General features: G+C 60.9%; 21 protein-coding genes. 13 read left to right on the top strand and 8 right to left on the bottom strand.

What is annotated here, in order from left to right; translation table 11 throughout:
• Positions 1-65: 65 nt before the first annotated feature.
• A complete protein-coding gene (locus HU715_RS23145) occupies positions 66-695 on the bottom strand; it encodes a response regulator (protein ID WP_003206156.1) in 630 nt (209 codons plus the stop codon).
• Between the two features lie 205 nt (positions 696-900).
• Positions 901-3,288, bottom strand: coding sequence for a PAS domain-containing sensor histidine kinase (locus tag HU715_RS23150; RefSeq protein WP_186706973.1), 2,388 nt, complete (start codon positions 3,286-3,288; stop codon positions 901-903).
• A 74-nt stretch (positions 3,289-3,362) separates the two neighbouring features.
• Between HU715_RS23150 and HU715_RS23155 the strand changes: the two genes are divergently transcribed.
• Complete coding sequence (locus HU715_RS23155) at positions 3,363-4,355, top strand: alpha/beta hydrolase family protein (protein ID WP_186706972.1); 993 nt, start codon at positions 3,363-3,365, stop codon at positions 4,353-4,355.
• Between the two features lie 179 nt (positions 4,356-4,534).
• On the opposite strand, the gene HU715_RS23160 is transcribed toward HU715_RS23155, so the two are convergent.
• The 3 genes from HU715_RS23160 to HU715_RS23170 are packed head-to-tail and all read right to left on the bottom strand — an operon-like array spanning position 4,535 to position 6,997.
• Positions 4,535-5,302, bottom strand: coding sequence for a TerB family tellurite resistance protein (locus tag HU715_RS23160; RefSeq protein WP_186706971.1), 768 nt, complete (start codon positions 5,300-5,302; stop codon positions 4,535-4,537).
• Position 5,303: 1 nt separating this feature from the next.
• The gene (gene murU, locus HU715_RS23165; protein ID WP_186706970.1) at positions 5,304-5,975 is read right to left on the bottom strand and encodes an N-acetylmuramate alpha-1-phosphate uridylyltransferase MurU; all 672 of its coding nucleotides are present in this window, start codon (positions 5,973-5,975) and stop codon (positions 5,304-5,306) included.
• Positions 5,972-6,997, bottom strand: coding sequence for an aminoglycoside phosphotransferase family protein (locus HU715_RS23170; RefSeq protein ID WP_186706969.1), 1,026 nt, complete (start codon positions 6,995-6,997; stop codon positions 5,972-5,974). Before HU715_RS23170 ends, murU begins: the two co-directional genes overlap by 4 nt.
• A 130-nt stretch (positions 6,998-7,127) precedes the next feature.
• On the opposite strand from HU715_RS23170, the gene HU715_RS23175 reads away from it, so the two are divergent.
• The 11 genes from HU715_RS23175 to HU715_RS23225 all read left to right on the top strand — a co-directional run bounded on the left by HU715_RS23175 (position 7,128) and on the right by HU715_RS23225 (position 21,192).
• A complete protein-coding gene (locus HU715_RS23175; protein ID WP_186706968.1) occupies positions 7,128-9,896 on the top strand; it encodes an LPS-assembly protein LptD in 2,769 nt (922 codons plus the stop codon).
• Entirely contained in the window at positions 9,877-11,193 is a 1,317-nt protein-coding gene (gene surA, locus HU715_RS23180; RefSeq protein WP_139197732.1) for a peptidylprolyl isomerase SurA, read from the top strand. Before HU715_RS23175 ends, surA begins: the two co-directional genes overlap by 20 nt.
• Positions 11,190-12,179, top strand: coding sequence for a 4-hydroxythreonine-4-phosphate dehydrogenase PdxA (gene pdxA / locus HU715_RS23185; RefSeq protein WP_186706967.1), 990 nt, complete (start codon positions 11,190-11,192; stop codon positions 12,177-12,179). The genes surA and pdxA overlap by 4 nt, the downstream gene beginning before the upstream one ends.
• Positions 12,176-12,994: a 16S rRNA (adenine(1518)-N(6)/adenine(1519)-N(6))-dimethyltransferase RsmA gene (gene rsmA, locus HU715_RS23190; RefSeq protein ID WP_186706966.1), complete on the top strand. Its 819-nt coding sequence runs from the start codon at positions 12,176-12,178 to the stop codon at positions 12,992-12,994. Before pdxA ends, rsmA begins: the two co-directional genes overlap by 4 nt.
• 116 nt (positions 12,995-13,110) lie before the next feature.
• Complete coding sequence (gene apaG, locus HU715_RS23195; RefSeq protein ID WP_186706965.1) at positions 13,111-13,491, top strand: Co2+/Mg2+ efflux facilitator ApaG/CorD; 381 nt, start codon at positions 13,111-13,113, stop codon at positions 13,489-13,491.
• Positions 13,491-14,366 (top strand): symmetrical bis(5'-nucleosyl)-tetraphosphatase, encoded by an 876-nt coding sequence (locus HU715_RS23200; RefSeq protein ID WP_186706964.1) that lies wholly within the window; start codon positions 13,491-13,493, stop codon positions 14,364-14,366. The genes apaG and HU715_RS23200 overlap by 1 nt, the downstream gene beginning before the upstream one ends.
• 32 nt (positions 14,367-14,398) lie before the next feature.
• Entirely contained in the window at positions 14,399-14,728 is a 330-nt protein-coding gene (glpE, locus tag HU715_RS23205) for a thiosulfate sulfurtransferase GlpE (protein WP_186706963.1), read from the top strand.
• Between the two features lie 299 nt (positions 14,729-15,027).
• Positions 15,028-16,950: a PrkA family serine protein kinase gene (locus HU715_RS23210; RefSeq protein ID WP_003177689.1), complete on the top strand. Its 1,923-nt coding sequence runs from the start codon at positions 15,028-15,030 to the stop codon at positions 16,948-16,950.
• 118 nt (positions 16,951-17,068) lie between these two features.
• Positions 17,069-18,340, top strand: coding sequence for a YeaH/YhbH family protein (locus HU715_RS23215; protein ID WP_003206179.1), 1,272 nt, complete (start codon positions 17,069-17,071; stop codon positions 18,338-18,340).
• A complete protein-coding gene (locus tag HU715_RS23220) occupies positions 18,337-19,902 on the top strand; it encodes a SpoVR family protein (protein WP_186706962.1) in 1,566 nt (521 codons plus the stop codon). Before HU715_RS23215 ends, HU715_RS23220 begins: the two co-directional genes overlap by 4 nt.
• A gap of 63 nt (positions 19,903-19,965) precedes the next feature.
• Positions 19,966-21,192 (top strand): multifunctional CCA addition/repair protein, encoded by a 1,227-nt coding sequence (locus tag HU715_RS23225; RefSeq protein WP_186706961.1) that lies wholly within the window; start codon positions 19,966-19,968, stop codon positions 21,190-21,192.
• 151 nt (positions 21,193-21,343) lie between these two features.
• On the opposite strand, the gene folK is transcribed toward HU715_RS23225, so the two are convergent.
• The gene (folK, locus tag HU715_RS23230; RefSeq protein WP_186706960.1) at positions 21,344-21,862 is read right to left on the bottom strand and encodes a 2-amino-4-hydroxy-6-hydroxymethyldihydropteridine diphosphokinase; all 519 of its coding nucleotides are present in this window, start codon (positions 21,860-21,862) and stop codon (positions 21,344-21,346) included.
• Complete coding sequence (gene folB, locus HU715_RS23235; protein ID WP_134926087.1) at positions 21,853-22,206, bottom strand: dihydroneopterin aldolase; 354 nt, start codon at positions 22,204-22,206, stop codon at positions 21,853-21,855. The genes folK and folB overlap by 10 nt, the downstream gene beginning before the upstream one ends.
• A gap of 74 nt (positions 22,207-22,280) precedes the next feature.
• Here folB and plsY point away from each other — a divergent pair, with 74 nt between their 5' ends.
• Positions 22,281-22,850, top strand: coding sequence for a glycerol-3-phosphate 1-O-acyltransferase PlsY (gene plsY, locus HU715_RS23240; RefSeq protein WP_003206189.1), 570 nt, complete (start codon positions 22,281-22,283; stop codon positions 22,848-22,850).
• Positions 22,851-22,858: 8 nt separating this feature from the next.
• On the opposite strand, the gene tsaD is transcribed toward plsY, so the two are convergent.
• Positions 22,859-23,884: a tRNA (adenosine(37)-N6)-threonylcarbamoyltransferase complex transferase subunit TsaD gene (gene tsaD / locus HU715_RS23245; protein WP_186706959.1), complete on the bottom strand. Its 1,026-nt coding sequence runs from the start codon at positions 23,882-23,884 to the stop codon at positions 22,859-22,861.
• Between the last annotated feature and the right edge of the window lie 47 nt (positions 23,885-23,931).

Raw genomic sequence — 23,931 nt, forward strand, 5'->3', positions numbered from 1 at the left:
AATCGCTGAATGTCAGTCCGTCTTCGCGAGCAAGCCCGCTCCCACAGGGGAAATTGTGGTGAGGATTAGAGCAACTTGTGCTCCATCGCATATTTCACCAGTTCCGCCAATGAGGTGATGTTGAGCTTTTGCATCAGCCGCGCCTTGTGGGTGCTGATGGTCTTGCTGCTCAGGGCCAGTTGCTGGGCGATGTCGTTGACGTTGGCACCCTGGGCCAGGCGTTCGAAGACCGAGAATTCGCGTTCGGACAACAGCGAGTGCAGCGGCCGCGTATCGGTGAGGCCGACTTCGAAGACCATGCGGTCGGCCAGGTCCGGGTCGATGTAGCGTCCACCGGCCGCGACCTTGCGAATCGCCATGAGCAGCAGGGCCGGGTCGCTGTCCTTGGTCGCGTAGCCGGCGGCGCCGACTTTAAGCGCGCGAGCAGCCATTTGCGCTTCATCATGCATCGACAGCACCAGGATAGCCGGCGGATTGTTCAGCGCCCGGATCCGTGGGATCGCCTCCAGGCCGTTGACCCCCGGCATGGAAATGTCCAGCAGCACTACTTCGCAGGGCACGTGACGCAGGGTCTCGAGCAATTGTTCGCCATTGCTCGCCTCCCCTACCACCACCAGATCCTTGGCCAGGCCGATCAACTGCTTGATGCCTTCGCGGACAATGGTGTGGTCTTCGGCTACCAGTACACGGATCACGTTCTTCTCCAGGTTTAAAATCTCATCGCGAACGGGTTCGCAATGGCTACTTTACGCTCGACGTCCTTGCAAGCCGATACACCGCTTTCGCGAGCAAGCCCGCTCCCACAATGGATCGGCGGTAAACACACATCTTGAATCCACCCCGATACAAGGTGGGAGCGGGCTTGCTCGCGAAGGCGCCAGCCCAGGCAACCCAAGACCATCAGGCCTCATGCAGCGGCACCCGCACCGACAGGGTCGTGCCCTCCCCCGGCTCGCTGTCCAAGGCCAATTGCCCACCCATGATCAGCACCCGTTCGCGCATGCCGACCAAGCCAAAGGATGTGGGCCGGCTCGTATCGGCAATAAATCCTACACCGTCGTCGCTGACCGTCAGACATAAATCAGCACCTTGCTGGACTAGCGTCAACTCCACGGTATGCGCCTGGGCATGGCGCATCACGTTGGTCAGCGCCTCCTGGAGAATCCGAAACAGGCCGATGGCCTTGGCGTCGCTCAGGGTTGGCAGGTTGTCCGGCACCTGCACCAGGCAAGGAATCTGCGTGCGCGCCTCGAAGCGCCGGGCCTGCCATTCGATGGCCGAGGCAATGCCCGCATCCAGGATGGGCGGGCGCAACGCCGTCGCCACGTCCCGCACCAGTTGGAACAACTGGGCAATCAGGCGCTTCATGCTGTTAAGCCGCTCCTGCAGACCCGGGTCGAGTTGCGCATAGGCCAACTCACACATGGATGTTTCAAGCTTCAACACCGTCAGCATCTGGCCCAGCTCATCATGAACTTCCCGGGCAATACGGGCCTTTTCCTCTTCCCGCACACTCTCCAAGTGTGCCGACAATTCGCGCAATTGCTCCCGGGAGCTGGCCAGCTCCAGCTCGATGCGCTTGCTGTTCGTGATGTCCCAAACGATACCGTCCCAGACGTAAGCGCCATCCTCGAGGCGACGGGTGATTGCCTTGATCTCGGCCCAACGTTCCTGGCCTTCGCGGGTCAGGATACGGCCCTGCCAGGACCAGTCACTGTCGGTATCCAGCGCCTGGTCCTGGGTACGGTGGTAATCGGCCTTGTCCTGCGGGTGCACCAGGCTGCGCAGCCCAGTGTCGCTGCGGGCCAGGGTTGCAGGGGAATAGCCCACCAGGCTTTCGCTGCTGTAGGCGAAGTCGATCTGGCCGGTCACCGGCGCCCGCTCCAGGCGAAAGACCAGGCCGGGCACATTGGCGGCGATCCCTTGCAACCGCGCCTCACTTTCGCGCAACGCCGCCAGCGCACGTCGGCGTTCGGTCACGTCGTTGAGGTAGACCACCAAATATTCGGCGTCGCGAAAACGCAGGAAGCTCAGGGAAACGTCGGTCGGCAGGATGCTGCCATCGGCTCGCACGCATTCGGTCTCGAAACTCTGCGGTCCGTCTTCACTGGCCCGGGCGCGCTTCCACAGGTTCAACCAGCGATCCATGTGCAAGCCCGGTTCGAAGTCAATCAGGGGTCGGTCAATAATGGCGCCCGAGGCGTAGCCAAGCATGGTTTCGGCCGCTCGGTTGGCATAACGCACGTGGCTGTCCCAATTGACCCAGAGGATGCCCACCGTGCTTTGATCGATGGAGAACTGCGTCAGGCGCAAGGCCTCCTCGCTGGCCGTACGCTGGGCGATGTCTTCCCGCGCGGAGCGCAATCGGCGCTCCAGGCCACGTTGCTGGCGGCGCTGCCAGAACACGATGGCGACACTGCTGAGCAGCAAGGCCAGGATCAACAGGGTCAGGTTCTGCCAGAAACCCGGGGTTTCGGTCAGGCGCGGGTATTTGGGCTTGAGCCAACGGCTGTGCAGTTGCTCCAGCTCCTTGGCCGGGATTGCCTGCAAACCGCTGTCGATGATCTCGGCCAGTTCCGGCCAATCCCGGCGTGTGGCGACCCGCAGCAGCTGCGGCAGGCCAATGTCGCCCACCACCGCCAGCTCGGCGAACTCGGGTTCGACCATCAGTCGTCCAAGTTGCGCCTCGTCGACCACCGCGTATCGGGCCTGCTGGGTCAGCAGCAATTGCAGGGCCTCGCGCTCCAGCGGCACACCTTGCAGATTCAGTGTCGGGTAGTTGCTGCGCAAGTAATCAGCCGTGGCGCTGGGCATGCGCACGGCGACGCGGGCCTGGGCGTCGAGTTTTTCCAACTCCACCCCCTCGGCGCCCTTCTGCGCTCCGACGATCAATTGCGGCACACGCATGTAGGGGTTGGAGAACTGCCAGAGCTTGAGCCCGCCCGGGGACTGGGTCAGGCCGGGAGCGATGTCCACCTCACCCGCGCGCACCGCGGCTTCCAGTTGCGCCACGTCCTGGAAATTGCGCCAGGTCAGCTCGACGTTCAATGCCTTGCCCAGCCATTGCATCAACTCGACGTTGGTGCCGGACAACCGCTGCAAGCGTCGGTCGTATTGCGCATAAGGCGCCTGCAAGACCAGGCCGACCCGCCATTGTGGATGTTGCACCAGCCATTGGCGCTGCCCTGCATTCAATTGCACCCCAGGCGACGACGGCGCGGGGGCGGCCCACGCCATCAAGGGAAGCCATAAACAGCCGATAACCCACAGGCAGCAAAAACGCATCATTGAAGTCTCATGCACTGACAAATACTGACCAACCCATTAGGCTGCCGGAAATACTTCTGGTCATGGAATATCCGATGCCCTTTGTTTATCGCCTGGCATTGCCAGCATTGTGCCTGTCGCTGATCCTGCCAAGTGCCTTTTCTGTCCAGGCCAGCGAAACGGCCCCCGTCGCCGAGCAACCTGCCGAGGAGAAACCCGTCGAGCGCCAACCCTTGCTCGAGCGTAGCCAGGAGGAAGCGACGGCACTTGAACGAAAGGTTCCCCCCCAGGAACAGCAACAGTTGCAGACCGGCAGCGACACCTTCCTGGCGCTGTGGAAACCGGCCAATACCAGTGACCCCAGGGGTGCGGTCATCATAATCCCCGGTGCCGGCGAAACGGCTGACTGGCCTCAAGTCGTCGGCCCATTACGTAAAAAACTGCCCGATGCCCAGTGGAGCAGCCTGAGTATCACCCTGCCGGACCTGCAAAGCGACGTCATTGCACCGCGCGTGGTGGAAGCGCCGCCCGAGACCAAACCGGCCGACGCCGTTGCAGCGGCACCGGACGCGACCACTTCGGCACCGATCGAACAAGTCGCCGGCGGCGAAGCCGATGCGGTGGACCCAGTCGTTGCCCAAGCCGATGAAGAGCACGCCAGGGCCGATGCCGAGCGCATCTTCGCTCGCATCGACGCGGCGCTGGCCTACGCCGAACAGCAAAGCGCACGCCGCATCGTGTTGCTGGGCCATGGCACCGGCGCCTATTGGGCCGCGCGTTACTTGAGTGAAAAACAGCCTGCGCAAGTCGAACGCTTCGTGATGGTGGCCGCCCAGACGCCAGTCACCGCCAAGCCTGGCCTGGCCGAACTGACCCCGACCTTGAAACTGGCCACCGCCGATATTTTCTACATGGACAAGGCGCTGGATCGCAACGCGGCGCTGGAGCGCTTGCAGGGGAGCAAACGCTTGAAAGGTTCCACATTCAGCCAAGTGTCCCTCAAGGCCCTGCCGAACCGGTCGGCGGAGCAGGAACAGCTGTTTCGGCGGGTGCGGGGTTGGTTGGATCCGCAGAAAGCGGGGGAGTAAAGGCTAGTCCAGCGTGTGCGCCCACCATCCACCGTGGCGAGGGAGCTTGCTCCCGCTGGACTGCGAAGCGGTCCTGAGACCAGGCGCCGCCGCTCTTCAAAGAACGATCGCGTGAACCGGATTGCGACTGCTGCGCAGCCGAGCGGGAGCAAGCTCCCTCGCCACAGAGGCGGGTGAGACTAACGAAAATCCCGTCGCTCGCGAATCAACCGATAGGCGTTATGCAATTCCCGGGTTCTATCGGTGGCTTCACGCACCTGCAAGGGTGTCGCACCGCTGCCGGCAATCTTGTCCGGGTGATGCCGACTGAGCAGGCGCCGATACGCGCGCTTGATCTGCGACGGTTCGCTGGTGGCCGAAACCCCCAGCAGGCGCAAGGCCTCCTGATAGGTCACGCCGGCGTTGGGCCGCGACAGTTTCTGCGGTTCGTAATCAGCCGCCAACGCCTGGACCTGTTGCGGCGTCCAACCCAACCAGCGTCCCCATTGGGTCACCAGTTCTCGCTCGCCGACACCGGCGCGTCCGTCGGCCCAGACCATCCGCCAACAGGCGCGCAACACCCCTTCGGCCGCATGGGGCTGGGCGGCCAGGCGACGCATATAGCCGCGCAAGCGATCGTTGCCGGACTTGCCCCGGTTGAACGCCGCGATGGCCCGGCGTTGCGCCGATTCGCTCAAGTCCAGCGCCCGCATCTCCTGGCGAGCCTGCTGGATATGGCCATCGACCACACGCCCGTCGCATTTGGCCAGGCGTCCGAGCAACACAAACAATAATTCGTCGTTGCGTAACGCCGGGCGTCCGCCCAGACGCTCACGTATTTGCGCCCAACCCTGCAGGTTCAGGCGCCGGTCCAGCGCCTGCCCTAACAACGCGCCGAGCATGGCCCCCGGGATGCTGGCTATGGCAAAGCCCGCCCCGGCTCCAATCAGAGTCCCTGGCCACCACATATCAACCGCTCGCTTCTATCAAGGTTTCGACCTGCGCCAAACGTTCATGGGTACCGACATCGACCCAATGCCCTTTCAGGTGCTCGCCACTGACGCGCCCCTCGGCCATGGCCGTGCGCAACAGCGGTGCAAGCTTGAAGGCACCGTCCGAGCAACCATTGAACAATTGCGGATGCAGGACGGCGATGCCGCTATAGGTCAGGTTGTCGGCAGGTGTTTGCTCATCGTGAACCTTTCCGTCGACCAGGGTGAAATCACCGCCCGGGTGATGCTCAGGATTATCGACCAGCACCAGGTGCGCCAGTCCTTCCAGCGGCTTGCGCAATACACTGAAATCGTAATCGGTCCAGACATCGCCGTTCACCACCAAAAACGCGTCATCGCCCAGCAGCGGCAAGGCCCGAAAGATTCCACCGCCGGTTTCCAGCGGCTCGCCTTCGGGGGAAAAACGGATGTTCACGCCAAACCGTGAACCATCCCCCAAGTGATCTTCGATCTGTTGGCCGAGCCAGGCGTGATTGATCACGACCTCGGTGAAACCGGCCTTGGCGAGCGCCCGCAAGTGGTATTCGATCAAGGGCACGCCACCCACACGAATCAACGGCTTTGGCGTGGTCAGGGTCAAGGGGCGCATGCGCTCGCCCTTGCCCGCGGCCAGGATCATCGCTTTCATGCCGTTTCCCCGGCCGATTGCCGCAGGCTGCCAAGCAGCTCATCGAGCGGTGCCAGCTCAGGACGACGGGCAATGACCGCTTCTATATAGGCAAAGAAACGCGGCACATCGCCGAGGTAACGTGGCTTGCCGTCACGATGGCAAATGCGCGCGAATATCCCGATGACCTTGAGATGACGCTGCACGCCCATCAAATCGCTGGCCCGCAGGAAATCCTCAAGATCCGGCTGGACGGGAATACCCAGGGCGCCGGCCTGCTGCCAGTAACGCTCCAGCCAACCGCGCACCCGCGCCTCGGGCCAACTGAGGAAGGCATCCTTGAACAGGCAGGTCACGTCATAGGTCACCGGGCCATAGACCGCATCCTGAAAGTCCAGCACGCCGGGGTTCGGCACGCTGAGCATCAGGTTGCGCGGCATGTAGTCGCGGTGCACCAGCACTTTGGGCTGGGCCAAGGCGCTGTCGATCAGCAGCTCGGTGGCTTGCTGCCAGAGTTGCTGCTGGGCCGAATCGAGTTCGATGCCCAACTCGCGCTTGACGTACCACTCGGGAAACAGTTCCAGCTCTCGACGCAGCAACGCGACATCGTAGCTCGGCAGCGGCGCGACCATCGGCAGTTGCTGGAAAGCCAACAAGGCTTGCAGGGCATCTGCGAATAAATCGTCGGCATTTTCACCGTCGATCACGTCCAGATACGTCTGGTTGCCCAGGTCGTTGAGCAAAAGAAAGCCGCGCTCGAGGTCTTCGGCATAAATTTTCGGCACGTTGATGCCGGATTTCGCCAGTAAAAAAGCAATATCCACGAAGGGTTTGCAGTTTTCCTGGGGCGGCGGCGCATCCATCACGATCAACGTGCGGCCCTCGCCTTCCCAGCGGAAATACCGCCGGAAACTCGCGTCACTGCTGGCGGCGGTCAACGTGGCCGGGGGTACAGCCCCCCACCCCTGTTGAGTGAAAAGGATCGGCAGCTGTTCATCGAGCCAAAGTTTCAGGTGTTGCAAGCGTACATCTTGGTCGGGCATTGCAAGGGTCTCCGACGGCGCTAGCCGTCAAGCGGGTCATGCTTTATTATCCAGCATCTTTTTCAGACCATCGAGAGGCGTGCGGCCCACACCGCGGGCAGATGGCACGCAGGAAGCCCGGACTAATAAGATGGCATTGAAATCCCCCGCGTTTCGTAAAAAATTTCCGTTGCTGGTCACCGGCAGTCTGCTGGCCCTGCAACCCCTGGCCTCTTCATTCGTCGTCGCGGCGCAGCAGTATGACTGCTCCGTCTCCGCTTCGGGTGCCTGGGACTGTGCACCCAAGACACCGGCTGCCGCGTTGCCGCCGCGTCCCGTGCATGATGGCAGTGCGGTTTCCGACAGCGGCGCCGCTGTGGCCGACAGCAGCTCGGGCGAGGAAGCCGGCGAAAAGCCGATGCTCGTGACCGAAGCCAAGGGCCGTGGCTTGAAGTCGCGCAGTGCAGACTACAGCCACCTGGATTGGGTTCCACGCGAGAACCTCACCCCGGCGCAACTGGCTGAAACCGGTCCTTACTGTGCGGGTGCCTATATCGAGCCGACGCGTCCTGGCATGGATGACAAGACGGCCAAGAGCGACGCGCCCACCTTCCTCGGCGCCAAGGCGTCGCGCTATCAGCAGGAAGAACAGGTGGCGACCCTGGCCGGCGACGTGGTCATGCGCCAAGGCAGCATGCAGGTCGAGGCCGACGAGGCCAGCCTGTACCAGGCCGAGAACCGTGGCGAGCTGAGCGGCAACGTGCGGGTTCGCGACAACGGTGCGCTGATTGTCGGCGACCACGCCGATGTGCAGCTGGACACCGGCGAAGCCAAGGTCGACAACGCCGAATACGTGATGCACAAATCGCGCATCCGCGGTAACGCGCTGTACGCCAAGCGCGCCGAGAACGCGATCATCCGCCTCAAGGACGGTACGTACACCACATGCGAGCCGGGCAGCAATGCCTGGACACTCAAGGGCAACAACATCACCTTGAACCCGGCCACCGGTTTCGGCACCGCGACCAACGTGACGCTGCGGGTCAAGGACTTCCCGGTCCTGTACACGCCATACATCTATTTCCCGATCGACGACCGTCGCCAGTCCGGCTTCCTGCCGCCGACCATCGGCAGCGGCAGCGACACCGGCTTCCTGCTGGTCACCCCGTACTACTTCAACCTGGCGCCGAACTACGACGCCACGTTGTACCCACGCTACATGGCCAAGCGCGGCCTGTTGATGGAAGGCGAGTTCCGCTACCTGACCAAGTCCAGCGAAGGTCAGTTCGGTGCTGCGTACCTCAACGACGAAGACGATGAGCGCAGCGGGCAGAGCGATTACGACAAGACCCGCTACATGTACAACTGGCAGCACAAGGGCGGTCTCGATTCGCGCGTGCTGACGGAAGTCGACTACACCAAGATCAGCGATCCTTACTATTTCCAGGATCTTAAAAGCGATCAGATTGGTATCGAGACCAATGATCGCGTCAATCAGCAAGGGGTCGTCAGCTATCGGGGGGACAACTATGTTGCCCGCTTGAATGCACAGGCTTACCAGCTGGCGACGATTTCGAAGATCACACCGTATAACCGCCTGCCTCAGATCACGTTCAGTGGTGCCCTGCCGGAGCATCCGTATGGGCTGGATTTCGCATACAAGACAGAGTTGGTACGGTTTGACCGTGATTTGCGCACTGGCAACTATACCGATGAGGACGGCAACGTCGAGCCGTGGCTGGATACCAACGTTCGCGGCCTGGCACGGGCTAACGGCAATCGCATGAACCTCGCGCCGGTTATGAGCCTGCCGATGACCGCGTCCTATGGCTATCTCAAGCCGTCCCTCAAGTACCAATACACCCAATATGATTTGGATCTGGATGGTACGGGCAAAAGCGTCGTTGGAAACGGCTACGACAGCACGCCAAACCGCAGTGTCCCTATCGCCAGCATCGACAGCGGTCTGTACTTCGACCGCAACACGCAATGGTTTGGCACCAACTATCGTCAGACTCTGGAACCACGCCTGTTCTATCTCTATGTACCCGAGAAGGACCAGAGCGACATTCCTATCTTCGATACCAGCGAATCGACCTTTAGCTATTCCTCGTTGTTCCGCGACAATCGCTTCACCGGCTCTGACCGTGTCGGGGACGAGAACAAACTGTCCCTAGGCGTGACCAGTCGCTGGATTGAAGAGAACGGCTTTGAACGCCAACGTATCGCCGTCGGCCAGGCGTTTTATTTCAAGGATCGCAAAGTCCAACTGCCAGGCATCGACTTCGATACCCGAGAAGACGCCAAGTCGGACGTTTCGCCGTACGCACTGGAATACGAATACCACTGGAACCGCGACTGGCGCACCACCGCGACCTACAACTGGGACCCGGACACCCGCAGCCCTCGCTCGGGTAGCGCGATGTTCCATTACCAGCCGGAAGACAACCCGAACAAGGTCATCAATGCCGGTTACCGCTACCGCAACGACCAGGTCCGCTACGACGAGGCGACTGGCCAATGGCAAGTGGGCGGTGGCGACTATGGTCGCCCGGGCGATGCGGACTACGTGAAGGACTACTACAAGATCAAGCAGCACGACTTCTCGGTCATCTGGCCGATCGTGCCACAGTGGAACCTCATCAGCCGCTGGCAGTATGACTACAACCGCAACCGTACCCTGGAAGCCTTCGGTGGTTTCGAATACGACAACTGCTGCTGGAAACTGCGCCTGATCAACCGTTACTGGGTCGACTACGAAGAGTTCAGTCAAGCCGCCCCGGAAAACGAAAAAGGCGACCACGGCATCTTCCTCCAAATTGTTCTGAAGGGACTCGGCGGCCTGACTGGCGCCAAGGTAGAGAGCTTCCTCGACAAAGGCATCCAAGGTTATCGTGAACGTGAAGACCAAGCTTTCTGATTGTCTGCGCCCGCTGATGTTGGGCGCGCTGTTCCTGGGTACCGCAGCCAACGCCGCGGTACAGTCCATCGACAAGGTAGTGGCCATCGTCGACAACGACGTGGTCATGCAGAGCCAACTGGACCAGCGCGTCCATGAAGTGCAGCAAACCATCGCCAAGCGCGGCGGAGGCCTGCCGCCTCCGGGCGTGCTGGACCAGCAAGTGCTCGAACGCCTGATCGTCGAAAACCTGCAATTGCAGATCGGCGAGCGTTCCGGCATCCGCATCACCGATGAAGAACTGAACCAGGCCGTCGGCACCATTGCCCAGCGCAATAACATGAGCATCGACCAGTTCCGCGCCGCCCTGGCTCGCGACGGCCTCTCCTACGAGGACGCCCGCGATCAGATCCGCCGCGAAATGGTCATCAGCCGTGTGCGTCAGCGCCGTGTCGCCGAACGCATCCAGGTGTCGGAACAGGAAGTGAAAAACTTCCTCGCCTCCGACTTGGGCAAGATGCAGCTTTCCGAAGAACTGCACCTGGCGAACATCCTGATTCCTACCCCGGAAAGCGCTAACTCCGAAGCTATTCAAAGTGCTTATCGCCAGGCAATGGATGTCTACCAGCAGCTCAAGCAAGGGGCCGACTTCGGCCAGATGGCCATTGCCAAGTCGGGCAGCGACAACGCCCTGGAAGGCGGCGACATGGGCTGGCGCAAGCCCGCTCAACTGCCACCTCCGTTCGACCGCGAGCTGAGCGCCATGGCCGTCGGCGACATCACCCAGCCAGCACGTACCCCTGGTGGCTTCATTATCCTGAAAGTGCTGGAAAAACGCGGTGGCGGAACCCAGGTCCGTGACGAAGTTCATGTTCGCCACATCCTGATCAAGCCAAGCGAGATTCGCAGCGAAGCCGAGACCAAGCGTCTGGCGGAGAAACTCTACGACCGCATCGAAGCGGGTGAAGACTTCGCCGAACTGGCGAAGAGCTTCTCGGAAGACCCGGGTTCGGCCCTCAACGGCGGCGACCTGAACTGGGTTGACCCAAATGCCCTGGTTCCCGAGTTCCGCCAGGTCATGGCTGATACGCCGCAAGGCCAGCTGTCCAAGCCGTTCAAGAGCCCTTATGGCTGGCACGTACTGGAAGTCCTCGGCCGTCGCGCCACCGACAGCACCACCCAGGCGCGCGAACAGCAGGCGATGACCGTACTGCGTAACCGCAAATACGACGAAGAGCTGCAAACCTGGCTGCGTCAGATTCGCGACGAAGCCTACGTTGAAATCAAACTTCCTGGTGCAGACCAGGCAGCGCAGTGAAACCCAAGCGTTTCGCGCTGACACCCGGCGAACCAGCCGGCATCGGTCCCGACCTGTGCCTGCTGCTCGCCTCGCAACCCCAGCCGCATCCCCTGATTGCCATCACCAGCCGCGACCTGCTCCTTGAGCGGGCCGCGCAACTGGGGGTGGTCGTCGACCTGTTGCCGGTGACGCCGCAGGCCTGGCCGGATATTCCAGCGCCCGCCAACAGCCTGTACGTATGGGATACGCCGTTGGGCGCCCCGGTCGTCACCGGGCAATTGGACCAGGCCAACGCCGCGTTCGTCCTGCAAACCCTGACCCGCGCCGGTCAAGGCTGCCTGGATGAGGCGTTCGCAGGCATGATCACCGCGCCGGTGCACAAGGGCGTGATCAACGAATCCGGGATTGCCTTTTCCGGGCACACCGAATTCCTGGCGGAGCTGACCCACACCGCGCAAGTGGTGATGATGCTCGCCACTCGTGGCCTGCGCGTGGCCCTGGTAACCACTCACCTGCCCTTGCGGGACATCGCCGACGCCATCACCCCGGAACGCCTGGAACGGGTCACGCGCATCCTGCACGCCGACCTCCAGGAAAAATTCGGCATCGCCCGACCGCGCATCCTGGTCTGTGGACTCAACCCCCATGCCGGTGAAGGCGGACACCTGGGCCGAGAAGAAATCGACATCATAGAACCCACGTTGGAGCGCTTGCGCAGCGAGGGCATGGACCTGCGTGGCCCGCTGCCTGCCGACACTCTGTTTACCCCCAAATATCTGGAGCACTGCGATGCGGTGCTGGCGATGTACCACGACCAGGGCCTGCCCGTGCTGAAGTACAAAGGCTTCGGCGCGGCAGTCAACGTGACGTTGGGCCTGCCGATCATCCGCACCTCCGTGGACCATGGCACCGCCCTGGACCTGGCCGGCAGCGGCAAGATCGATACCGGCAGCCTGCAAGTCGCGCTGGAAACCGCCTACCAGATGGCCGAGACCCATTTATGACCGAGCAATACCAACACCGCGCGCGCAAGCGCTTCGGCCAGAACTTCCTGCATGACGCCGGCGTGATCGATCGCATCCTGCGCTCCATCCGGGCCAAGCCCGACGACCGTTTGCTGGAAATCGGGCCGGGCCAGGGCGCCCTGACCGAGGGCCTGCTCGACAGCGGCGCACAACTGGACGTGGTGGAGCTGGATAAAGACCTGGTCCCGATCCTCAACCAGCAGTTCGCCGGCAAGAGCAACTTCAACCTGCACCAGGGCGACGCGCTGAAGTTCGACTTCAATAGCCTGAACGCCGCGCCGAACAGCCTGCGGGTAGTGGGCAACCTGCCGTACAACATCTCCACGCCGCTGATCTTCCATCTGCTGAGCAATGCCGGCCTGATCCGCGATATGCACTTCATGCTGCAAAAAGAAGTGGTCGAACGTCTAGCCGCCGGCCCTGGCGGTGGAGACTGGGGTCGCCTGTCAATCATGGTCCAGTACCATTGCCGGGTCGAACACCTGTTCAACGTAGGCCCGGGTGCATTCAACCCGCCGCCGAAAGTCGACTCGGCCATCGTCCGCCTGGTGCCTCATGCCGTCCTGCCGCACCCGGCCAAGGATCATCGCCTGCTGGAGCGGGTGGTGCGCGAAGCGTTCAACCAGCGCCGCAAGACCCTGCGCAACACCTTGAAACTGTTGCTCAGCAGCGCCGAAATCGAAGCCGCCGGCGTTGATGGCAGCCTGCGCCCCGAGCAGTTGGACCTGGCGGCGTTCGTACGCTTGGCCGACAAGCTCAGCGAACAAGCCGCCCCGCAAGCCGACGCCAACTGAACAGAGGTCGAGCGCTATCGGGCAGTACGCCAGTCTGGTCTACTACCCGATACTTGGCCTAGACTCATCTCCTGAGTCGCGCCCGCGTCCCGCTTCGTTTTTAAGGCCTTATTTGCATGTCTGATCCTCGTTACCAAGTCGACGTCAGCGTCACCACCCGTTTTCTGGCAGAACAGTCGCAACCCGAACATGACCGCTTCGCCTTCGCCTACAGCATTACCGTAAGCAACAACGGTTCGTTGCCGGCCAGGCTGTTGTCGCGGCACTGGGTCATCACCGACGGCGACGGTCACGTCGAAGAAGTGCGTGGTGAAGGCGTGGTCGGCCAGCAACCATTGATCGACGCCGGTAAAAGCCACAGCTACAGCAGCGGGACGGTGATGACCACCAAGGTCGGCACCATGCAGGGCACCTACCAAATGCTGGCCGAGGACGGCACACGCTTCGATGCTGTCATCAAGCCCTTTCGCCTGGCTGTGCCCGGGGCCTTGCACTAATGGCCACCTACGCGGTCGGCGACCTGCAGGGCTGCCTCGACCCGCTCAAGTGTCTATTGGAGCGCGTCGCCTTCGATCCACAAAAAGACACGCTGTGGCTGGTGGGTGACCTGGTCAACCGCGGCCCGCAGTCTCTTGAGACGCTGCGCTTTCTACACAGTATCCGCCAGTCAGTGGTGTGCGTACTCGGCAACCACGACCTGCACCTGCTGGCCACCTGGCAGAACATCGAGCGCCTGAAAAAATCCGATACCTTGAGCGAAATCCTCGCCGCCCCCGATTGCGTTGAATTGCTGGAGTGGCTGCGCCAGCAAAAGCTCATGCACTACGACGAGCAGCGCAACCTGGCGATGGTCCATGCCGGCATCCCGCCCCAGTGGTCCCTGCGCAAGGCGCTCAAGTGCGCCGCCGAGGTGGAACAGGCATTACGCGACGACAATTTGTTCGCACCCTACCTGGATGGCATGTACGGCAACGAGCCGGTCAAGTGGGACAACGACCTCACCGGCAGCGCCCGCCTTCGCGTCATCACCAATTACTTCACGCGGATGCGCTTCTGCACCCGCGACGGCAAGCTCGACCTCAAGGGCAAGGAAGGCATCGAGACCGCACCACCCGGCTATGCCCCGTGGTTCAAGCACAGCGAGCGCAAGACCCGTCACCTGAAGATCATTTTCGGACACTGGGCGGCGCTGGAAGGCCAGTGCGACGAACCCGGCGTCTTCGCCCTCGATACCGGCTGCGTGTGGGGCAGCGCCCTGACGCTGATGAACATCGACACCGGCGAGCAACTGCGCTGCGATTGCGACGAACAGGGCCACGCCAAAACCCACCCCCCAGCCACAGCACCATCGCCGGCCGGCACCGCCGTTTGACCGGCGTTGCGCCCACGCTACAGGAGTCCCCCATGACCGAATTCAAACGCATCCCCCCGGAACAGGCCCAGACCCTGCGCGAGCAAGGCGCGGTCGTCGTCGATGTCCGCGACCCGGCCACTTTTGCCGCTTTGCATATCCGTGGCTCCAAACATCTGGATAACCACTCCATTGCCGATTTCATCCGTGCCGCCGACCTCGATGCGCCCACGGTCGTGGTCTGCTATCACGGCAATTCCAGCCAGAGCGCAGCCGCTTATCTGATCAGCCAGGGCTTCAGCGACGTCTACAGCCTCGACGGCGGATTTGAGCTATGGCGTGCGACTTATCCTGCAGAAACAGCGCAAGGCACCCACGAATAATTTTTTATCCCGGCCAAGCCCGCGTGAACCGTGGGCTTGAGCGATGGCAGACGAACGGTCTGCCACAACTAATTACGTATTCCACCTTTACCTCCCCGATTCCGAACTATCCTTAGCCTCAGGCCATCCAAAACAGGGGAGAGCCGGTACACCGGCGCGCGGGTCATCGGGAGTCAGCTTTCAGGAGCCTGCATTCTTGAAAGCATTCTGGGGGGTAAACGGCAACTGGGTCCCCAGGGGCTGTCCAGCATCGACTGATTGATCCGACACCGGCTCCACGTATCGAGCGAGGTGACGTCATGAGCATTTTTAGCCACTTCCAGCAACGTTTCGAGTCCACGCGGCAAGAGGAATACTCGCTGCAGGAATACCTCGAACTCTGCAAGCAGGACCGCAGTGCCTATGTGTCGGCTGCGGAGCGTCTGTTGCTGGCCATCGGAGAACCGGAGCTGCTGGATACCTCGACCAACTCGAGGCTCTCGCGCATCTTTTCCAACAAGGTGATTCGCCGCTATCCGGCCTTTGCGGACTTCCACGGGATGGAAGAATGCATCGAACAGATCGTGTCCTATTTCCGCCACGCCGCCCAAGGCCTGGAAGAGAAGAAGCAGATCCTTTATCTGCTCGGCCCCGTAGGTGGCGGTAAATCGTCCCTGGCCGAAAAACTCAAGCAACTGATCGAAAAAGTGCCCTTCTATGCCATCAAGGGCTCGCCGGTGTTCGAATCGCCCCTGGGGCTGTTCAACGCCACCGAGGACGGCGCGATCCTCGAAGAAGACTTCGGCATTCCACGCCGCTACCTCAATACCATCATGTCGCCATGGGCGACCAAGCGCCTGGCCGAGTTCGGCGGTGATATCAGCCAGTTCCGGGTGGTCAAGCTCTACCCCTCGATCCTCAATCAGATCGCGGTCGCCAAGACCGAGCCAGGCGACGAAAACAACCAGGACATCTCGGCCCTGGTGGGTAAGGTCGATATCCGCAAACTGGAAGAATTCCCACAGAACGACGCCGACGCCTACAGCTATTCGGGTGCGCTGTGCCGGGCCAACCAGGGCCTGATGGAATTCGTCGAAATGTTCAAGGCACCCATCAAGGTCCTGCACCCGCTGCTGACCGCCACCCAGGAAGGCAACTACAACAGTACCGAGGGTCTGGGGGCCATTCCGTTTACCGGCATCCTGCTGGCTCACTCCAACGAATCGGAATGGCATACCTTCCGCAACAACAAGAACAACGAAGCCTTCATCGACCGGATCTATATCGTCAAGGTGCCGTACTGCCTGCGAGTGAGCGATGAGGTGAAGATCTACGACAAGCTGTTGTTCAACAGTTCGCTGTCCAAGGCTCATTGCGCCCCCGACACCCTGAAAATGCTGGCCCAGTTCACGGTGCTGTCGCGCCTCAAGGAACCGGAAAACTCCAACATCTATTCGAAGATGCGCGTGTACGACGGTGAAAACCTCAAGGACACCGATCCCAAGGCCAAGTCGATCCAGGAGTACCGCGACAACGCGGGTGTGGACGAAGGGATGAACGGGCTGTCCACGCGCTTCGCGTTCAAGATCCTGTCCAAGGTCTTCAACTTCGACCCCCACGAGATCGCGGCCAACCCGGTTCACCTGCTGTATGTGCTGGAACAGCAGATCGAGCAGGAGCAATTCCAGGCCGAAACCCGCGAACGCTACCTGCGCTTCTTGAAGGAATACCTGGCACCGCGCTACATCGAGTTCATTGGCAAGGAGATCCAGACGGCGTACCTGGAGTCCTACAGCGAATATGGCCAGAACATCTTCGACCGCTATGTGCTGTATGCAGACTTCTGGATCCAGGACCAGGAATACCGCGACCCGGAAACCGGCGAGATACTCAACCGCGTGGCCCTCAACGAGGAACTGGAAAAAATCGAGAAACCAGCCGGCATCAGCAATCCGAAGGACTTCCGCAACGAAATCGTCAACTTCGTGCTGCGCGCCCGGGCCAACAACAACGGCAAGAACCCAACCTGGCTCAGCTATGAAAAGCTGCGGGTGGTCATCGAGAAGAAAATGTTCTCCAACACCGAAGACCTGCTGCCCGTTATCAGCTTCAACGCCAAGGCCAGCAAGGAGGACCAGCAAAAACACAACGACTTCGTCACACGCATGGTCGAACGTGGCTACACCGACAAACAGGTACGACTGCTTTCCGAGTGGTACCTGCGGGTCCGGAAATCGCAGTAGTACAGCGACAAGCTACAAGCTATAAGCTGCAAGAGAAAAGCGCGTGAGCCCTGGGCACGGGCGCCTGCTTTTACTTGCAGCTTGTAGCTCACGACTTGAAGCTCCCCCGGAGGGGCCTATGAGCTATGTGATCGACCGACGCCTTAATGGCAAGAACAAAAGTACGGTGAACCGCCAGCGGTTTCTGCGGCGTTACCGTGACCACATCAAGAAGGCCGTTGAAGAGGCGGTCAGCCGACGCTCCATTACCGACATGGAACACGGCGAACAGATCAGCATCCCCGGCCGCGACATCGACGAGCCGGTGCTGCACCATGGGCGCGGCGGCAAGCAGACCGTCGTGCACCCTGGCAACAAGGAGTTCACCAGTGGCGAGCATATCCCCCGTCCCCAAGGCGGAGGTGGCGGCAAAGGCCCCGGCAAGGCCGGCAACTCCGGCGAAGGCATGGATGAGTTCGTCTTTCAGATCACCCAGGAGGAATTCCTGGAGTTCATGTTCGAGGACCTGGAGCTGCCGAACCTGGTCAAGCGCAACCTGACCGGCACCGACACCTTCAAGACCGTGCGTGCCGGTATCAGCAATGAAGGCAACCCATCACGCATCAACATCATCCGCACCCTTCGCTCCGCCCACGCCCGGCGCATCGCGCTGTCGGGCAGCAGCCGGGCAAAACTGCGCGAAGCCAAGGAAGAACTGGCTCGCCTCAAACGCGAAGAACCCGACAATTTCGGCGATATTCAAGACCTCGAAGCGGAAATCGAGAAGCTTAGCGCCCGCATCCATCGCGTCCCGTTCCTCGACACCTTCGACCTCAAGTACAACCTGCTGGTGAAACAGCCAAACCCCAGTTCCAAGGCGGTGATGTTCTGCCTGATGGACGTATCCGGCTCCATGACCCAAGCGACCAAGGACATCGCCAAGCGCTTCTTCATCCTGTTGTACCTGTTCCTGAAACGGAATTACGACAAGATCGACGTGGTGTTCATCCGCCACCACACCAGCGCCCGGGAAGTGGATGAAGAGGAGTTTTTCTACTCCAGGGAGACAGGCGGCACCATTGTGTCCAGCGCCCTGAAGCTGATGCAGGAAATCATGGCCGAACGCTACCCAGCCAACGAATGGAACATCTATGCGGCCCAGGCGTCGGACGGTGACAACTGGAACGACGATTCGCCGATCTGCCGTGACATCCTGATCAACCAGATCATGCCGTTCGTCCAGTACTACACCTATGTGGAAATTACCCCACGGGAACACCAGGCCTTGTGGTACGAATACGAACGGATTGCCGAAGCATTTTCCGACACGTTTGCCCAACAGCAACTGGTCTCGGCCGGGGATATCTACCCGGTCTTCCGTGAACTCTTCCAGCGCAGGTTAGTGACATGACCGCCAAAAAAGAGCAGAAGCGCCAGCCCATTTCCACCGGCTCCGAATGGACGTTCGAGCTGATCAAGGCCTACGACCGCGAAATCAGCCGTATCGCGGACCGTTATGCCCTGGACACCTACCCAAACCAGATCGAGGTGATCACCGCCGAGCAAATGATGGACGCCTACGCGTCGGTCGGCATGCCGCTGGGCTATCACCATTGGTCCTACGGCAAGCATTTCCTCAGTACCGAGAAATCCTACAGCCGAGGCCAGATGGGGCTGGCCTATGAGATCGTGATCAATTCCGACCCATGCATCGCCTACTTGATGGAAGAAAACACCATCTGCATGCAGGCTTTGGTGGTGGCGCACGCCTGCTACGGGCACAACAGCTTCTTCAAGGGCAACTACCTGTTCCGCACGTGGACCGATGCCAGTTCGATCATCGATTACCTGGTGTTCGCCAAGCAGTACATCATGCAATGCGAGGAGCGCCATGGGATCGACGCGGTGGAGGACTTGCTGGACTCCTGCCACGCCCTGATGAACTACGGCGTGGATCGCTACAAGCGCCCCTATCCGATTTCCGCCGAAGAGGAACGTCGGCGCCAGAAGGACCGCGAAGAGCACCTGCAAAAACAGATCAACGATCTATGGCGCACCATTCCCAAAGGTGCCGACAAGTACAACGAAAAAGACAATGCCCGTTTCCCGGCCGAGCCCCAGGAGAACATTCTATATTTCATTGAAAAACATGCGCCGTTGCTGGAGCCGTGGCAGCGGGAAATCGTGCGCATCGTGCGCAAGATTGCCCAGTACTTCTATCCACAGCGCCAGACCCAGGTGATGAACGAAGGCTGGGCCACGTTCTGGCACTACACGCTGATGAACGACCTGTACGACGAGGGCCTGGTCACCGACGGCTTCATGATGGAGTTCCTGACGTCCCATACCAGCGTGGTGTTCCAACCTGGCTTCGACAGCCCGTACTACAGTGGCATCAATCCTTACGCACTGGGCTTCGCCATGTACCGCGACATCCGGCGCATGTGCGAAAACCCGACCGAGGAAGATCGTCGCTGGTTCCCTGAGATCGCCGGCTCGGACTGGTTGTCCGCCATCAAATTCGCCATGAGCAGCTTCAAGGACGAAAGCTTCATCCTGCAGTACCTCTCACCCAAGGTGATCCGCGACCTGAAATTGTTCAGCATCCTTGATGACGATCAGAAGGATGACTTGGTGGTTCCTGCCATTCATGATGAGAGCGGCTACCGCATCATCCGCGAAACCCTGGCGGCGCAGTACAACCTGGGTAACCGCGAACCCAATGTGCAGATCTACAGCATCGATCGCCGCGGAGACCGCTCGCTGACCCTGCGCCACCAGGCCCACAACCGTAAACCTCTTGGTGACTCCACCGATGAAGTGCTCAAGCACCTGCATCGGCTCTGGGGCTTCGATATTCATCTGGAAACCCTGCAAGGTGACCAAGTGATGAAAACCCATCACGTCCCTCCAAGAAGCGAACAAGCCGAAGGCGACTATGGCCGCCTGGACCTGGCCGTCATCCATCTTTGATCCCGTTTTCGCCTCCAGAGGTCCGACGCAAAGGTTATCCTGTCGGACCAACGGAGGTTTTTTATGCAGATCTATAAAGTTGGCGGCGCCGTTCGCGATCGCCTGCTGGGCATTCCCGTCACCGACGTCGATCGGGTCGTGGTGGGGGCGACTGCCGAGGAAATGCTCGCCAAGGGTTTTCGCCCTGTGGGGGCCGATTTTCCAGTATTCCTCGACCCGAAGACTGGCGAGGAATACGCCCTCGCCCGCACTGAGCGCAAGAGCGGCCGCGGCTATGGCGGCTTCGTGTTCCATGCCAGCCCCGAAGTGACCTTGGAAGAAGACTTGGTTCGCCGGGACTTGACCATCAATGCCATGGCTGAAGATGACCATGGCAACCTGACCGATCCGTACCACGGCCAGCGCGATCTGGAAGCCCGGGTATTGCGCCACGTTTCCCCCGCTTTCGCCGAAGATCCACTCCGAGTCCTGCGGGTTGCCCGATTTGCCGCGCGTTATGCGCCGCTGGGTTTCAAGGTAGCGGACGAAACCCTCGAACTGATGCGCCAGCTCAGCGAGTCCGGCGAACTGGAAGCATTGACGGCCGAGCGCAGCTGGAAAGAAATTTCCCGCGCGCTCATGGAAAAACAGCCACAGGTATTTATCCAGGTCTTGCGCGATTGCACGGCGCTCAAGATCTTGATGCCCGAGGTCGACGCGCTGTTTGGCGTGCCGCAGCCTGAAGCCCATCACCCGGAAATCGATACCGGCGTCCACACCTTGAGCGTGCTGGAGCAGGCGGCATTGCACCAACAACCGCTAACGGTCCGCTGGGCCTGCCTGCTCCATGACTTGGGTAAAGGCCTGACACCCCAACACGAATGGCCGCGTCACATCGCCCATGAGCACACGGGCCTGAAGCTGATCAAAGCCGTCAGCGAACGCTTCAAAGCACCGCGGGACTGTCAGGAACTGGCGTTACTGGTTGGCCAGTACCACACCCATGGCCACCGTGCGCTTGAACTGAAGGCCTCTACTTTGCTTGAGCTGCTGCAAAGTTTTGATGTGTATCGTCGGCCCCAGCGCTTCGAGGAATTCATCGCGGCATGCGAGATGGATGCACGGGGGCGCAAGGGGCTCGAAGAGCGAAGTTATCCACAGGCTGAATATCTGCGAGGCGCTGCGGCAGCGGCCCGTGCAGTGGCTGTGCAGCCTTTGTTGGAGAAGGGTTTCAAGGGACCGGAGCTGGGAGAGGCGATCAAGCGTGAGCGTCTCAGGGTGTTGAAGGTCTACAAGGAAGCGGCGAGCTGACGGGAGTTTGGACCAACTGATATTTCTGCTGAATATACAACCGCCATCGCGAGCAGGCTCGCTCCCACATTAGGATTTCAGCGGGCACATATCTTGTGCCTGACCGAGATCCACTGTGGGAGCGAGCCTGCTCGCGATAGCGGCAGCCGTCTCACAACAGATTCGACGGCGTAAGCGGCTGGCCTCGCCATTCGAAAGCCACCGGTGCCAGCACCTGGTCGATCTGCGCCTCTTTCCACAGCGTGGCGAAGCTCTTGCCCACGCCCGGATGAATTCGATCCGGCGCCATCAATGACAAAGGCCACAGGACGAAGGCGTTCTTGAGAATTTCCGCGCGCGGCAGGATCAGCCCATCGAAGTTGCCGACCTGTTCGCCATACAACAACACGTCGATATCCAGTGGCAATCCCTTGCGGTCCGGCGCATAGCGACCGTTATCCGCCTCGATGAACTTGAGGCGACGGTCCAATTCCATCAGCGGCAGATCCGTGAAGGCCGAGACGACAAAATTGAAGAACGGCCCGCTCTTGATCCCCACCGGCTGGCTCTCGAACACGGCTGAACAGCGCATGTCCACGAGGAATCCAGCCAAGGCCTCAAGACCGGCGCACAAATGGGTTTCGCGCTCGATATTGCTGCCGAGCCCGAGAAAAACCTGAGTCAGCGACATCCGCGCTCGATCTCCACGCCAACGCCGCTGGCCGCCGGTACGGCGCCAGGCTTGGTCACTTTCAGACGCAGCCAGGTGATCTTGAACTCATCCATCAGTTCCTGGGCCAGCCGCTCGGCGAAGGTCTCGACCAATTGGAACTGCGCCTGCTCGGCAAATACCTGGATGCGCGACGACACGCTGGCGTAGTCGAGCGCCAGGGTCAGGTCGTCGCCTGCGGCGGCCGGGCGGTTGTCCCAGGCGAAGCTCAGGTCAAGCCGCAGGCACTGTCGGATGCCTCGCTCCCAGTCGTAGGCACCGATTACCGTGTCGACTTCCAGGCCCTCGATAAACACTCTGTCCAAGCACTCTTCTCCGCAGCACGACAAGGGCGCGATGCCCCGTTAGAATCAGGGCGTCCTCGCCCGGAATAGTTAGCATGTTTTGGTTACTGGCGATTCTCGCCTACCTGCTCGGCTCGCTGTCCTTCGCCATTTTGCTCAGCCGCCTGACCGGTCGCCCGGATCCGAGAATGAGTGGCTCGGGCAATGCCGGCGCCACCAACATGCTGCGCCTGGCCGGACGCAAACTTGCGATCCTGACCCTGCTGGGCGACCTCTGCAAAGGCCTTGTCCCGGTATTGATCGCCAGCCTTGCAGGGCTTTCGTTGCAGCAACAGGCCTGGATCGGCGTCTGCGCCGTCATCGGCCATCTGTTCCCGCTGTACTTTCGCTTTCGTGGCGGCAAGGGTGTCGCCACCGCCGCCGGCATGCTGCTGGGCCTGTACCCGCCCGCCGCCCTGCTGGCTGTCTGTGCCTGGCTGCTGACGTTCTACCTGACCCGCACCAGCTCCCTGGCCGCGCTGATCGCCACACCGCTGACCCTGCCGTTACTGGCCTGGCAGGAACCGGCGGCCTTGCTGCCAATGACCGCGCTGGTTGCCCTGATCGTCTGGCGTCACCGCGGCAATCTACGCGACCTGTTCGCCGGGCGCGAACGGCATTTTTAAATAACGTTTCACAAGGGTGCCAACTGCTCCATGGGCCAGCGCGCCTGCACGCTGATAGCCAGGCTTTCCTGCTGGCCGGCCTGCAAACGCTGGCAGCCGGCAAAGGCAATCATCGCACCGTTATCTGTGCAGAACTCCGGCCGGGCGTAGTAAACGTCGCCCTTCATGTCGCCGAGCATTTTCTCCAACGATGTCCGCAAGGCCTTGTTCGCACTCACGCCGCCGGCGATGACTAACCGCTTGAGTCCGGCCTGTTTCAGGGCACGCTTGCACTTGATGGTCAAAGTCTCCACCACGGCCTGCTGGAACGCCAGTGAGATGTCGCAACGGGCTTGTTCACTGTCGTCCCCGGCGCTGACGCACTGCTGCCAGGTGTTCAGGGCGAAGGTCTTCAGCCCACTGAAACTGAAATCCAGGCCGGGACGGTCGCACATCGGCCGCGGGAACACGAAACGCCCCTCGACCCCTTGCGTCGCCAGCCGGGAAATTTCCGGCCCGCCTGGATAATTGAGTCCCATCATTTTTGCGGTTTTGTCGAACGCTTCGCCGGCGGCATCGTCGAGGGTTTCGCCGAGCAGCTCGTATTGGCCGATTCCATCGACCCGGATGAGCTGCGTATGGCCACCCGAAACCAACAAAGCGACGAACGGGAATTCTGGTGGTTGCGACTCCAGCATCGGCGCCAGCAAATGGCCTTCCATGTGATGCACGCCCAAGGCTGGAATGCCCCAGGCAAAGGCCAGCGCCTGGGCACAGGAAGCGCCCACCAGCAACGCGCCCACCAGGCCCGGGCCGGCGGTGTAGGCGATGCCGTCGATCTCGGTCGGCACGCAGCCGGCCTCGGCCAGCACCTGGCGGATCAAGGGCAGCATGCGCTTGACGTGATCGCGAGAGGCAAGCTCGGGCACCACCCCGCCATAGGCACGATGCAGGTCGATCTGGCTGAACAGCGCATCGGCCAGCAGGCCGCGCTCACTGTCGTAGAGTGCGACACCGGTTTCGTCGCAGGAGGTTTCTAATCCCAGTACTAGCATGGGTTTGCGCCTTGTAGAGGCTGAATTCGAAGGCGCGCATAATAGTC

Origin of the sequence: Pseudomonas zanjanensis, from assembly GCF_014268745.2 — a bacterium.
GTDB classification, from domain to species: Bacteria; Pseudomonadota; Gammaproteobacteria; order Pseudomonadales; family Pseudomonadaceae; genus Aquipseudomonas; species Aquipseudomonas zanjanensis.

Excerpts from the sequence above, each read along its gene's own strand:
- HU715_RS23225 (WP_186706961.1), top strand. The coding sequence starts at position 19,966 with ATGCAGATCTATAAAGTTGGCGGCGCCGTTCGCGATCGCCTGCTGGGC.
- HU715_RS23175 (WP_186706968.1), top strand. The coding sequence starts at position 7,128 with ATGGCATTGAAATCCCCCGCGTTTCGTAAAAAATTTCCGTTGCTGGTC.
- HU715_RS23210 (WP_003177689.1), top strand. The coding sequence starts at position 15,028 with ATGAGCATTTTTAGCCACTTCCAGCAACGTTTCGAGTCCACGCGGCAA.
- HU715_RS23150 (WP_186706973.1), bottom strand. The coding sequence starts at position 3,288 with ATGATGCGTTTTTGCTGCCTGTGGGTTATCGGCTGTTTATGGCTTCCC.
- HU715_RS23160 (WP_186706971.1), bottom strand. The coding sequence starts at position 5,302 with ATGTGGTGGCCAGGGACTCTGATTGGAGCCGGGGCGGGCTTTGCCATA.
- HU715_RS23215 (WP_003206179.1), top strand. The coding sequence starts at position 17,069 with ATGAGCTATGTGATCGACCGACGCCTTAATGGCAAGAACAAAAGTACG.
- murU (WP_186706970.1), bottom strand. The coding sequence starts at position 5,975 with ATGAAAGCGATGATCCTGGCCGCGGGCAAGGGCGAGCGCATGCGCCCC.
- HU715_RS23155 (WP_186706972.1), top strand. The coding sequence starts at position 3,363 with ATGCCCTTTGTTTATCGCCTGGCATTGCCAGCATTGTGCCTGTCGCTG.
- HU715_RS23200 (WP_186706964.1), top strand. The coding sequence starts at position 13,491 with ATGGCCACCTACGCGGTCGGCGACCTGCAGGGCTGCCTCGACCCGCTC.
- plsY (WP_003206189.1), top strand. The coding sequence starts at position 22,281 with ATGTTTTGGTTACTGGCGATTCTCGCCTACCTGCTCGGCTCGCTGTCC.
- tsaD (WP_186706959.1), bottom strand. The coding sequence starts at position 23,884 with ATGCTAGTACTGGGATTAGAAACCTCCTGCGACGAAACCGGTGTCGCA.
- rsmA (WP_186706966.1), top strand. The coding sequence starts at position 12,176 with ATGACCGAGCAATACCAACACCGCGCGCGCAAGCGCTTCGGCCAGAAC.
- HU715_RS23170 (WP_186706969.1), bottom strand. The coding sequence starts at position 6,997 with ATGCCCGACCAAGATGTACGCTTGCAACACCTGAAACTTTGGCTCGAT.
- HU715_RS23220 (WP_186706962.1), top strand. The coding sequence starts at position 18,337 with ATGACCGCCAAAAAAGAGCAGAAGCGCCAGCCCATTTCCACCGGCTCC.
- apaG (WP_186706965.1), top strand. The coding sequence starts at position 13,111 with ATGTCTGATCCTCGTTACCAAGTCGACGTCAGCGTCACCACCCGTTTT.
- glpE (WP_186706963.1), top strand. The coding sequence starts at position 14,399 with ATGACCGAATTCAAACGCATCCCCCCGGAACAGGCCCAGACCCTGCGC.
- folK (WP_186706960.1), bottom strand. The coding sequence starts at position 21,862 with ATGTCGCTGACTCAGGTTTTTCTCGGGCTCGGCAGCAATATCGAGCGC.